The sequence below is a fragment of the Flagellimonas sp. CMM7 genome (assembly GCF_021390195.1).
Lineage (GTDB): Bacteria > Bacteroidota > Bacteroidia > Flavobacteriales > Flavobacteriaceae > Flagellimonas.
Genome location: NZ_CP090003.1, coordinates 3,722,244 through 3,735,215, shown reverse-complemented (window position 1 = coordinate 3,735,215; position 12,972 = coordinate 3,722,244). Strand labels below are relative to the sequence as shown.

Annotated in this window: 11 protein-coding genes; 10 read left to right on the top strand and 1 reads right to left on the bottom strand. The window is 37.5% G+C overall.

The window, feature by feature from the left end:
• From LV704_RS16885 to LV704_RS16840, 10 genes are all read left to right on the top strand, one after another.
• Positions 1-1,542 (top strand): response regulator, encoded by a 1,542-nt coding sequence (locus LV704_RS16885; protein WP_163422589.1) that lies wholly within the window; start codon positions 1-3, stop codon positions 1,540-1,542.
• A 524-nt stretch (positions 1,543-2,066) separates the two neighbouring features.
• On the top strand, positions 2,067-2,231 hold the full coding sequence (locus LV704_RS16880; protein ID WP_163422590.1) for a Lacal_2735 family protein: 165 nt from the start codon (positions 2,067-2,069) through the stop codon (positions 2,229-2,231).
• 14 nt (positions 2,232-2,245) lie between these two features.
• A complete protein-coding gene (locus LV704_RS16875) occupies positions 2,246-2,665 on the top strand; it encodes a DUF2452 domain-containing protein (protein WP_163422591.1) in 420 nt (139 codons plus the stop codon).
• Positions 2,655-2,942, top strand: a complete 288-nt coding sequence (locus LV704_RS16870) for a TIGR03643 family protein (RefSeq protein WP_163422592.1) — start codon at positions 2,655-2,657, stop codon at positions 2,940-2,942. The genes LV704_RS16875 and LV704_RS16870 overlap by 11 nt, the downstream gene beginning before the upstream one ends.
• Before the next feature lie 12 nt (positions 2,943-2,954).
• Complete coding sequence (locus LV704_RS16865) at positions 2,955-3,083, top strand: DUF2256 domain-containing protein (RefSeq protein ID WP_163422593.1); 129 nt, start codon at positions 2,955-2,957, stop codon at positions 3,081-3,083.
• A 3-nt stretch (positions 3,084-3,086) separates the two neighbouring features.
• Positions 3,087-4,565, top strand: coding sequence for a cryptochrome/photolyase family protein (locus LV704_RS16860; protein ID WP_163422594.1), 1,479 nt, complete (start codon positions 3,087-3,089; stop codon positions 4,563-4,565).
• A 53-nt stretch (positions 4,566-4,618) separates the two neighbouring features.
• A complete protein-coding gene (gene bla, locus LV704_RS16855; protein ID WP_163422595.1) occupies positions 4,619-5,359 on the top strand; it encodes a subclass B1 metallo-beta-lactamase in 741 nt (246 codons plus the stop codon).
• 24 nt (positions 5,360-5,383) lie between these two features.
• On the top strand, positions 5,384-6,106 hold the full coding sequence (rluF, locus tag LV704_RS16850) for a 23S rRNA pseudouridine(2604) synthase RluF (RefSeq protein WP_163422596.1): 723 nt from the start codon (positions 5,384-5,386) through the stop codon (positions 6,104-6,106).
• A 290-nt stretch (positions 6,107-6,396) separates the two neighbouring features.
• Positions 6,397-7,251, top strand: a complete 855-nt coding sequence (locus LV704_RS16845) for a PD40 domain-containing protein (RefSeq protein ID WP_163422597.1) — start codon at positions 6,397-6,399, stop codon at positions 7,249-7,251.
• Between the two features lie 666 nt (positions 7,252-7,917).
• Positions 7,918-8,562: a response regulator gene (locus tag LV704_RS16840; RefSeq protein ID WP_163422598.1), complete on the top strand. Its 645-nt coding sequence runs from the start codon at positions 7,918-7,920 to the stop codon at positions 8,560-8,562.
• Between the two features lie 179 nt (positions 8,563-8,741).
• Here the strand turns inward: LV704_RS16840 and LV704_RS16835 are convergent, their stop codons facing one another.
• Positions 8,742-12,794 (bottom strand): T9SS type A sorting domain-containing protein, encoded by a 4,053-nt coding sequence (locus tag LV704_RS16835; RefSeq protein ID WP_163422599.1) that lies wholly within the window; start codon positions 12,792-12,794, stop codon positions 8,742-8,744.
• Positions 12,795-12,972: the final 178 nt, after the last annotated feature.

The following is a 12,972-nucleotide window of genomic DNA, read 5'->3' as shown; positions in this document are numbered from 1 at the left end:
ATGGACAAAGCAAAAATTCTTATTGTAGATGATCTCGTTGAGAACTTATATTCTCTGGAACAGATTATTGAAAAAGAAGATCGGGAAATATTCTCCGCTTCGAGTGGAAATGAAGCTTTAAAATTGGCTAGAAAGCATGAGTTTGCTTTAGTAATTACGGATGTTCAAATGCCAGAAATGAATGGATTTGAGTTCATTGAGGTTTTTAGGAGTAAAAAGAATACCCAGAATGTTCCGGTCATATTTGCCACTGCCATAAACAAAGAGAAAAAATATGTAATTAAAGGATATTCAGAAGGTGCGGTCGACTATTTATACAAACCTCTTGATCCCGACATTGTGTCTGCAAAGGTTGATATTTTTGTTACTCTCTACAACCAAAAAAGAGCATTGGAACTCCAATACCAAGAACTGGATACATTGAACAAACTCAAAAATAAGTTTCTAGGCATAGCAGCACATGATATTAGGAACCCATTGGCTATTATCGAGTTTTATTCCAAATCGTTGCTGAAGGAACTAGGGCCAACTTTGGATGACCCATCCAGAATCCAGGAATTAGAAAACATATTTGTTTCCACAAAGTTTGCCCAAAATCTGGTCAATGACTTTCTGGATATTAGTAAAATGGAATCTGGCAACATTGAGTTGGAGGAGGAAATGATTGATGTTAATTATTTTCTGGAGAGCAACATACAATTCAATCAGATTTTTGCTAATAAAAAGAATATCAATCTGGTTGGAGAGATCAATTTGAAAGATATTAGGACAGCTTTTGATAAAAATAAGATGAACCAAGTGCTCAACAATTTGATTACCAATGCCATAAAGTTTTCACACGAAGGCACTTCCATACATTTGAAAGCCCAACAAAAAGGAAATCAACTACTACTATCCGTGCAAGATGAAGGGCAAGGTATTCCCAAAAATGAGATAACCCATTTGTTTGATCCCTTCGCCAAAACTTCCGTAAAGTCCACCGCTGGAGAAAAAAGTACTGGACTTGGGCTGATGATCGTAAAAAAAATAGTGGATGCCCACAAAGGAGAAATTACGGTTACCAGCAAAGTAGGTATCGGGTCTTGTTTCAACATAGAGCTTCCTATTAAAGTAATAGATGTTATAGAAGCATCACCAAACCAAGCAAAAGGTCATGAAACCAATATAGGCGACGAAAAATTAAACATTGTGGTTGTTGATGATGATGTTCTCATGAGAACGCTTTCTGAAGTAGTATTCAATAAAATTGGAGGAAACATAACTATGCTCGAGGATGGAGAGGCACTGCTTGATCAAGTGGACGTCATTAATCCCGATTTAGTATTCACCGATATCAATATGCCTGGAATAAATGGTTATGACATGGTAAAACAAATACGAAATAAAGGTATTGATATTCCAATTTTTGGATTGACTGGATTGATAAATGACGAAGTTCAAAAATTATCCAAAAAGTCGGGGATGGATGGGGTATATGAAAAACCTCCAGTAGAGAATATGCTAAAGCATTTAGTTTCGCTGGTCCATGAGAGGAACGCTTAGCGTAAATCAATAAAAAAATAAGAAAGGTTAGAATAGATAATTGTGTTAAAGACTCAGAGTCAATAGGCTACAAGGATTTTTGAAACTCCTATTAAGCTATATAATGATATTTTTAAATAGTTTCTTCTTCCTCCGCTCAACAAAAAGCTCAATATTAAAACGTATTGGCTATTACATTTTAAGAGATTTAAAAGTAGAATGGTAAGTGTCTTTATTTAACATCACAAAAACGATATCTAGCATATATTATTTGATCTGGCTACCTTCATTTAGTGCGGCTTTATCCAACTAAAAATATTCAAAAACTCTTTCTCCCCCATAGTCTGTTTTACACTTACTATCACTAAAAGCAAGGCTATTAAGGTCAACCTGTTAAAGCTAGAATGCCAATGTCCTTCCTATTTTCAATTTGGTGAAATTAAAAATGTTTAACAAAAATTAAAAATAGTTAAACATTTTGTATCTTTGGTTTGTCTTAAGAAGAACAAATAGATTATAAATAATTTCAAAACCCCCCAGAAAATATGTTCGGATTATTCAAAAAGAGAACAGAGAAAGAAAAATTGCAAGAAGAGTACGCAAAACTCTTAAGAGAAGCCCATGCATTCTCAACATCAGATAGAAAACTAAGTGATCAGAAGACATTTGAAGCAGAGGAAATAATGAAACAAATTGATCAACTGGTCTAAAACTATTGCTTAAAATGGGATACGAAAAAAAGCCAGATAACGTCGTGTTTGACCAAGAAAATTTAAAATACGACGCTGCCTTAAAACCTTATGCAACAAATATTGGTTCGCCCGTCATTACCACCACAGATAGTATTGCCTGGAAAAATAGGAGCATAAACAAGGTTAATCACAAGGTTAAGACCAAATATTTGGAGCTTAAGGCCGAGTATGAAAAAATGATTCATGAATTTGAGTACAACCAACTCATTTTCAATGCTAAATTTAATTTTGAACCTGTTATTGGGGAAATCTACCATTTGTATGAAAGAGAGAACGCAGAGTCTTTTTTATCTCTTATAGCGCCCCATCAATGTAATTTTAATACCCTTGGTAGTTTTTATTTGAATGCAGATCAGATTTGGGAAAAAGTAATATCACCCAATGATCACTAACCAACTATTTACAGAAAGAGAGCTAGATCGTATCATAGAAATGGCTTGGGAAGACCGCACTCCTTTTGAAGCAATTCTTTTTCAATTTGGCCTTCAAGAAAAAGATGTTATCAAACTAATGAGGGGCAACCTTAAAAATTCCAGCTTTAAACGTTGGCGAAAACCTGTAAACAGTGGAGTTAGTCAAAAACATCTAAAAAAATGCAATCCCGATATCAGCCGTTTTAAGTGTTCCAGACAAAAGGCTATTTCAGGAAACAAAATCAGTAAGCGCTAATGACCAGGGCTTATGAAAAAGAAACATCTTCCCCAAAAAATCTGTATCGTGTGCAACCGTCTTTTTTCTTGGCGAAAAAAATGGGAAAAACAATGGGGCGAGGTCAAATATTGTAGCAAACACTGTAGAGGAAATAGATAGTCGATGAAGCATGTTCATTTAATTTTTCCTCATCAGTTATTCCAAGAATCTCCCCTATTTAAAACTGAAGCCCCCATATATTTGGTTGAAGAATTTTTGTTCTTTAAACATTATGCCTTTCACAAACAGAAAATTGCGTTTCACCGAGCTTCTATGAAATCTTATGAAGCTTTTCTAGAATCTCAGGGATTTGAAGTGTACTATGTAGAATCCATTCAAGATATCTCGGATATAAGAAAGCTTATTCCTCATTTAAAGAGCCAAAAAATTGAACATATAAATTATATAGACCCTACGGACAATTGGCTTCAAAAAAGAATACAACAAAGTTGTACCAAAAATGAGATTACCACTAAACAATTGGATTCTCCCTTGTTTTTGAATGCGAAAGAGGAGCTATTTCCTTTCTTTAGAAAGGATAAAAAGAAGTATCATCAAACATCATTCTATACCGATGAGCGAAAAAAAAGAAACATTCTCATGAACTCCAACGGAAAACCCGAAGGTGGAAAATGGACGTTTGATACAGAAAACCGAAAAAAATATCCCTCCAAAAAGACACCTCCTTCAATTCAGTTTCCAGATGGGGATGAGTTTTATAAGGAAGCCATAACCTATGTGGAAAAGCACTTTTCAAATCATTTGGGGAAACTTACAGCATACTCCCTATACCCAACCAATTTTGTAACCTCCGAGGCTTGGCTAAATCAATTTTTAGCACATCGCTTTATGGAGTTTGGCACTTATGAAGATGCTATTATAGCTGAAAACTCCATACTCAACCATAGTGTGCTGACACCTATGCTCAATGTTGGGTTGCTAACCCCTCAAAAAATCATAAACGCTAGTTTGCTATATGCACAGAAAAACAATGTCCCTATAAATTCCACTGAAGGTTTTATTCGTCAAATCATAGGATGGCGAGAATTTATAAGAGGTATGTACGAAGTTCGCGGAACTGATGAACGTACCCAAAATTTCTGGGGATTCACCAAAAAGATTCCTCCCTCCTTCTATAACGGTACTACTGGAATAAACCCTGTGGATCAAACTATTAAGAAGGTTTTGCAAACAGGATATTGTCACCATATTGAACGCCTTATGGTTCTGGGCAATTTTATGCTCTTGTGCGAATTTGATCCCAACGAAGTATACCAATGGTTCATGGAGCTGTTTATTGATGCCTATGATTGGGTAATGGTTCCCAATGTATATGGGATGAGCCAGTTTTCGGATGGTGGATTAATGGCCACTAAACCCTATATAAGTGGCAGCAATTACCTTATGAAAATGAGCAACTACGGTAAAGGTGAATGGCAAACTACGTGGGATGGACTATTCTGGCGTTTCATGGATGTCCATCGCCATTTTTTTATGCAAAATCCCAGACTGGCCATGTTGGTTAGGATGTTTGACAAAATGCCACAAGAAAAAAGAGACAGGCATTTTAAAAATGCCCAAATCTATTTATCCTCTATTTAGACTTTGCCACTATTTTCTGAATATCTTTAGCAAATCATTCTTATTCATCAAAAATGAAGCGCAAATTACTTTCCATAATTGTTTTGTTTATACTGCTCAGCTGCACCAATATAGCATCCAAAGAAATCTATAAATCTGATAGTTTAGTTATTACCCAGTTAACGGATAATACCTATATCCACACATCCTATTTACAAACTGATAGCTTTGGAAAAGTTCCTTGTAATGGATTAGTATATAAAAATGGCTTGGAAGCCATAGTTTTTGATTCCCCTACAACAGATTTGGTTTCAAAAGAACTTATAGCACAGTTAAAAGGCAACTTCAAAGTAACCGTAAAAGCCGTAATAGCAACTCATTCCCATGATGATTGTCTTGGAGGGTTAAATGCATTTCATGATGTTGGGATACCTTCCTTTGCTTATCAATTGACAACTAAATTTGCAAAAGAAGCGGATAGCATAGCAATTCCCCAAAATAGTTTTCAAGATGAACTTATAACCAAAGTTGGAGACGAAAGTGTTATAAGCGTATTTATGGGTGAAGGCCATACAAAAGACAATATTGTAAGTTATGTGCCAACAGAAAAAGTACTCTTTGGAGGTTGCTTGGTAAAAGGACTAAACGCTAGTGAAGGCTACGTAGGAGAGGCCAATGTAAATGAATGGCCAAATACCGTTCAATATGTAAAAGATAGGTTCCCAGAAATGGAATATGTAGTTCCGGGCCACGGGAAAGCAGGCAATACAGATTTATTGGATTATACCATTGAGTTGTTTACCAAAACAAAGTAGAAAGAGACAAGGCAATAAATAGTAATGAAAGAAACCCGAATAAATAAATATTTAAGCGAAGTAGGTTATTGCTCCAGACGTGCCGCAGATAAATTAATAGAGCAATGCAGAGTGACCATAAATGGAAAAGTACCAGAGATGGGCACCAAAGTTAACCCTTCAGATGAAGTCAGGGTTGACGGAGAGTTAATTTCTGAACCCAAAGAAAAACCTGTTTATCTAGCCTTTAATAAACCTATCGGCATTGTTTGCACCACAGATACCAGGGTTGAAAAAGACAATATCATTGATTTTATAAATTACCCAAAACGAATTTTCCCCATTGGTAGATTGGACAAACCAAGTGAAGGCCTCATTTTTATGACCAATGATGGGGACATTGTAAATAAAATTCTACGTGCAAGAAACCATCATGAAAAGGAGTACGTGGTAACAGTAAACAAACCGATTACAGCAGAGTTTCTAAAAAAAATGAGAAATGGGGTGCCCATCTTGGATACGGTTACCAGAAAATGTGAAGTGGAACAGATAAGTTCAAATCAGTTTAAAATTGTATTAACGCAAGGTTTAAACAGGCAAATTCGTAGAATGTGCGAATATCTAGACTATCGTGTTAAGAAGTTAAAACGTGTCCGTATCATGAATGTGAATCTGGATATCCCTATTGGCAAATGGAGATACTTAACCAGTAATGAGCTTAAGGAAATCAATAGATTGGTATCCGATTCTTTCAAAACCCACAAATAGGAAAAATACAACCGTTTCATGGAATTGTTTCCATTCAAATAGGTTTGTCGTTAAAAGCTCAAACAAAACTGTTACAACATAGGCCGTTTAGTAGTAATAGGTATCAGTCAAAATGCAAAAAACATCGCCAATCAACACAATAGCCCCATCTATATGTTAAATTGTTAAAATATTTTCGACAAAACACACTTTTTTATCGTTAAAATTCAAAACCTATGAAAAATTCATAAGTAATCCTCAAAAATCTTTCCCCAACTTTGTCATGTATTAACCCCCAAATCCCAAAAATCATGACACGCATATTAACCTACAGTTTGACATTAATTATCGGTTTGTTTCATATGAATCAGATTACAGCACAAAATCCGATGAAACTTGAAACCAGTAAAGAAGCTATCAAAATAAACAATGGTCATTTATCAACACTTGAAGGTTACATTCCTTCCAAGTCAATGACCAAAGATGGCAAAACAGCATACTTCAGCCAATCCAGTGAGCAAAAACCACTATATGGGGTGTTTTCAAAAAAGGAGCAAATACACGAAATCTATCGTGCTGAAAAAATAAATGGTAAATGGAGTAACATTACCAAATTGAAGGTATGCCCAAAATATGCTTCTGCTAAACACCCAACTGTTTCAGAAGATGGCAAACGTCTTTTCTTTGCCTCCAACATGAGAGGTAGCTATGGAAAATATGATATCTATGTTGCCGATATTAACGTGGATGGAAGTTTAGGTGTATCTAAAAACCTTGGCCCCAAGGTAAATACCAAAGAAGATGAATTATACCCTAATATATACAATGGTACGCTTTTGTTCTTTGCCTCTGAAGGCCGAGATGGGTTTGGAGGTCTGGACCTCTATGCTTCTCAAGTATCATACAACACCCTTACTCCTTCTGTAAATCTTGGAAGTCATATTAATAGTAGTAGAGATGATTACGCCATACAACTTGATCTAGAAAAAGGAGAGAGCTATGTGGTATCCAATAGAGGAGAAAACCACACCATTGAACAAGTAACCATTGCCTACAGAAGACAACCTATGGATAATACCATGGTAGCTTACAGTGATGAAAATCTTAAAACAGCATTAAATGCTGAAATTTCTAACGAGTACACAAGCACTTCCTTTGAAGATTAAAAAAATAGATCGGTTCATGACCTCAGGGTTAATCTGATTTTGTCAAATATCGAGATGCTATAGTTGACCTATGATGAACTAAACAGGGGGAACTGCAGTTTATCATAGAAGCGGGTTGTATTATTTCATTCGGACCGATTTACTAAAAATAGGGTGCTCCAATAGGGCACCCTATTTTGCTATATATAAGTTTACCATTTGATTTTTAAAGCTTTACATCGATTTCCTCTATGCATATTTCATCTATTTTGATAGAAATAGAAAAGTGCATTTGAACGAAAAAAGCCACAAAAAGTTCTTTCAAAAGAAAAAATAGCCTAATTTAATTTTTGAAATAATACAAGATCCCAAATCTTATACCTATGAAAAAAGCTACAATTCTCAGTGCTACATTAAGTCCCCCTGGCCAAATAAGGGTTCTTTTTTAGCACTCCAAAAACTCTTTCTATACCACTTTGATTTAATCCTTTATAGGATTGTTATCAGTATGTCCATCTAGGGCATCGGTGAAGCTTATCATTGCGTTCCAAATCAATATTCCAAAACGCAAAAGTTTTTCCTTTGTATTCCCTTACTTGGATATGACAGACAGGATACATCTTGCCTTAAATTGAGGCAAAATGAAGACAGACAATGACAAAATCAGATAACCCAAATCTAGTAAACATGAAAACTAACCCTTTAAAAATCGTAATCATTGATAGTGATGAAAAATTGCACCCCCTTTATAGATTTTACTTTAGCGATGAGTCGCGCTATCAATTAGTAGAAATATATACTTCAGTAAATAAATTTATGTGCCGTTCAGCAAAAACTGACCCCGATATTGTCGTTTCTGAAGTTAATCTGACCGGAATCTCAGGAATTGATGGAATATCGTATTTCAATAAGCAAAATGAAGCTCTTAAAGTCTTGATGACAAGTCAGAAATGTGATTTCAAGATTATTAAAGAAGCTTTTAAAAAGGGAGCAGACGGCTTTTTAACGAAACCTTTGACCAAAAACCGATTCTTCAATGCTTTAGAGGAGTTACATCATCATGGAGTAGTCTTGGAACATGATATTGCCAGAAAAATCATCCACTCTTTTCAAATCAAAACTTTTGAGCGGTTTTCAAAAAAGGAAAATCAAATTGTTGAGCTTCTCACCCAAGGATATACTTATAAGATGATTGCGGACAGGCTCTGCGTAACACCAAGCGCCGTGAATTTCCACATTCAGAACATTTATGTAAAACTTAATGTAAACTCAAAAGCGGAGGCTTTGAAGAAACTTCAAGAGATGGAAACACATCAATTGAACGCAGCATAGCCAATTCTTTTTAAATAGAAAAACCCCGCCATTGGCGGGGTTTTTCTATTTTGCTTCCTTGAAATCAACACCTTCTGCAGAATTGTCATTTTAGTTATTTCGAGCGGCATCATCGAATATTGTTTCAGCATCTGATTGTCCCTTGTTTGACGTATTATTGGTTGATGTTTATTAAAATATCATAAACGTATTACCTTAATAGCTTCTTCCATTGTTTCTCCTTTTATTGTAACCATATAGGTTCCTGAACTGATCACCCTTAAATCCAATTCCAGCATTCTAGTCGCAGTGATTTCATAATCAGTTAGTAAAACCATATTTCCAGAAAAATTATGTACTGCAATCTTCACCTGCGTATCCGTTCCTGGAACATAGATATTTAGAATACCATCGGTTGGGTTTGGTCCGTATAATATTTCTTCTGATACGATAAATTCTTCTTCATAAACTCCCTGGCAGTCAAAGCCTGTGCTTACTCTGAGGTTCGTCAATGTATCTGAAAGTACTGTGGAGAAACTATCGCCCGTAACGTCAAAATCTTTATCATTCAGGGTTATCGTGTATGCATTACTTCCTGATAAGCCAAGCTCCAAAGCTCCGGATTCAGTATTGAACGAACTTGTTACCAAAAGAGGCTCAGGTTCTGTAATTACAGCTGTGGTACACACCTCCGTCTGTGGAAATCCTGCTATTGTAAAACAAATGTTATAAGAACCTGCGGACAAATTCTCAATACTTTTTGAAAACCCTTGAGTGGTGTTTAATTCCAAAGTTTCTATGCCTTCAATATTCACAACATATTCCAGTTCAATATTCATCGTGGCAATGGTCAACGCGCCATCTGCATTTTCTTCACAGGAATTAGGTACTATCTGGATTAAAAAATTGTCGGTGTCCAATTCAGGAATTTCGCAGCCTATTCCATTTGCAGCTTGTATATTAACGGTTGAGGAACAACTACTGGAATTTCCGGCCACATCGGTCACAGTTAGGTTCACCTCGTTTTCCCCTAAATCTTCGCAGGTAAATGCCGCAACATCAATGGACCTATTTGCTATGGCATTGGCATCAAACGAACCGTTATCAATGTCTTCTGCCGAAATAACGGCATTACCCGAGTCATCCAAAGTAATGGTCATGGGTTGGCAAGCTGCTGTTGGTGCTGTAATATCTACGATAACCGAGCTGCCATCCAAGGTGTTCTCTACAAACACACCATTATTATAGATATCGGTCACGAACAATTCAAAACTAACGTTTCCTTCATGCATGTTTTCTGTAATGGGTAGCATGCCCCTCCATAAATTATCCTCAACATTAAAAAATGTAACCACCGTACTATGAATGTTTCCTATGGCGTCTAATATGGGTTCATTGGATTCAAAATCCAGATAAACCTCATCTCCTGCTTTAGCAAAACTTGATGAGGCTGCATTATTGGAACTTAAGGTAATGGACTGCAACTCTGGTGCAGAAATATCATATATGACGGTGACCTCCTCTAAAACATTACTATTGTTCCCCGCCAAATCTCTGGCCATACCAACATTTTCATTAAAAAAGCGAAGTTCACCCTCTATGGTTGGGGTCACTTCTATGGTATAGGAAAAGCCCTCGGTGACCGTGACCAAAGCTCCCAAAGTAGCCATATTTAGACCATTTTCATCTGGAGCAACAGTTATGGCGCTTGGTGACAAGTCCTTGATCTCTTCATCAAATACCAGTTCCAATGTAAAAGGCCCATCCACAACAGCGGGTACGTTCTGGAGACTTGGCGTAGGGGCTGTTATATCTATCAATGTAGTAAATTCAACTGTTTCGCCGTAATGAACTACATCAAAAGCGTCTTTTACAAATGCCCTCACATAATAGGTTGTATTTTGATCTAGTTCGTCAAAACCCGCTATAAAATCACCCGTTGTCAAAGGTTCACCCAATACAATTGTTACTTGATCTGTAAAATCGACATTTTCTGCCAACTGCACCCCATACTCAGTAGCTTGCGGATTCCCTAAATTATCTATAGTACCATTTACGGTAACGGAAGTAGCTGTTAGGTCAGAAACCGCAAGTGTGGTTACCTCAGGATCAAACTGCTGCCATTGTAGGTATGGATATCCATCATTGTTTATCCCGTCTATTTTCCAGACCGTGCTAAAATCCCAATTGGTAAAGGTGGTCTGTTGTTGCATTTCCGTGGTTGTTTTTCCAACGGCATCACCGCCATCGCTACTTTGCCCTGAAGTCTGTGTATCCCAAAAACAGTCATAATATTCACTACCCGACACTGAAAAGCCAACAAATCCACGCAGACTGGATAAGCCTGTTACGGTGCCTGTTGCATACGAATTTTCAATTATTCCCAAAGACTCACCTACCGAACCGCCAACTAAAGCTAAACCGGTAACTGTTGCCCTTGAAAATGAATTTTCAATATTACCCAGTGATTCACCAACTAAACCACCGACGTAACTCACTCCATCAACCGTTCCTGTAGCGTAACAACGGATTATGTTATGCTGGCTTGAACCAACTAAACTACCAACTTCATCCTTTCCTATGATATAACAGTTGGTTATCCCCAATTCTGAAATGGTGTCACTAAAGCCATTCGAAAACCCAACAAAACCCACATAATCTGTAGTGGGGCGGTAAATGAACAAACCATCTATTCGATGCCCCTGGCCATTATAGTTTCCCTCAAAATTGGTGCTGCTATTTCCAATAGGAGAAAAACCTTCGTTGTTCCCGTTACTGGTGAGGTCGTTGGGGTCATTGAACGGGTCACCATCGTTGTTGTCGTCACTATCATCTAAAAATTGGGTAGCCGTGGCATCTATATCCGCGGTCTGTTCAAAATACATGTCCCAAGAATCCGGGGTCTGGCTTATCCATAACAGTTCCTGCAGATTGGAGATCAGATATGGGTCCGCTTCCGTTCCCATACCGGAAGGTGCCGTATAACTAGTGGGCACAATATGCGTGGTAAAACTTACGGTTTCACCATAAATAGTTCCTGAACCTGAGCTTACCCAGCTGCGTATAAAATGTTCCGTATTTGGTGGTAAATCGGTTATTGCAGAGGAAAAATTACCAGTACTGGAAGGGGCACCCAATGAATATGTTGCCTTAAAATCAAAATTGGCGTCCAAGCCTATATCAAATCCATGATCGGTTGCACTTGGGTTTCCAAGGTTGTCCAAACTGCCATTTGCCGTTACGGTGGTCTGGGAGATGTCCGAGACCGCAACAGTGGTTACTACAGGGTCAAACTGCTGCCATTGCAGGTACGGGTATCCATCATTATTTGTACCGTCTATTTTCCAGACCGTACCAAAATCCCAATTGGTAAAGGTGGTCTGTTGTTGCATTTCTGATGTTGTTTTACCAACGGCACCACCGCCATCGCTGCTTTGCCCTGAAGTCTGGGTATCCCAAAAACAGTCAGTTTCATCACCATCAATTGGAAATGAATAGCCAACAAAACCTCCCACATCGGATGAACCTGTCACCGTTCCCGTTGCATATGAATTTTCAGTAGAGCCGAATGAAAAACCCACCAAACCACCAACGTCTTCTGTACCAGAAACTAAAGCCCTTGAAAAAGAATTTTCAATATCAAGATAGGATGCACCAACTAAACCGCCCACATACCTTTCTCCATCTACCGTTCCCGTGGCATAGCAGCCGACTATATAATGTTCGCTTAGTCCAGCAAAGGCGCCTACCCAATCCTTTCCAGTGATAATGCAATTGGATATACTCAATTCTGAAATGGTGCCACTTGAGCCATTCGAAAACCCTATAAAACCCACATAATCTGTAGTGGGGCGGTCAATGAACAGACCCTCTATGTTATGGCCGTGGCCATTGTATGTGCCAAAAAAATGTGCGCCGCTAATTCCTATTGGAGAAAAACCTTCGTTGTTCCCGTCACTAGTAAGGTCATTGGGGTCATTGTACAGATCACCATCGTTGTTGTCATCCGCATCATCCCAATATTGGGTTTCAGAGGCATCTATATTGGCTGTTTGTTCAAAATAGCTGCTCCAGGTAGCGCTTGTTTGTGTAAGCCATGATAAATGGGCCAGTGAAGAAATTTGATACGGATCTCCTGAAGTACCTGCACCAGAAGGTTCTGATGCATTGGTTTGCGCTGTTGTTAGCACAGGCAGTACAAACAAAAACAATACGATTCCCTTTTGATATAGTTTTATTGGGTTGGATTTCATAGCTTTTTGACTTTGGATTTAGTAAATGGTTATCCGAGTGTCAAAAAACTATAATTTGTAGGTTTTAACCTACTTTTTGTTGTGATGTCTTATTGTTTTTGTAGTAATTCTATAAAAAACTGATGTTGAGTCTACTACGTTTTTAATTTGTTGAATAAAAAAAGCCTGCAATTTGCAG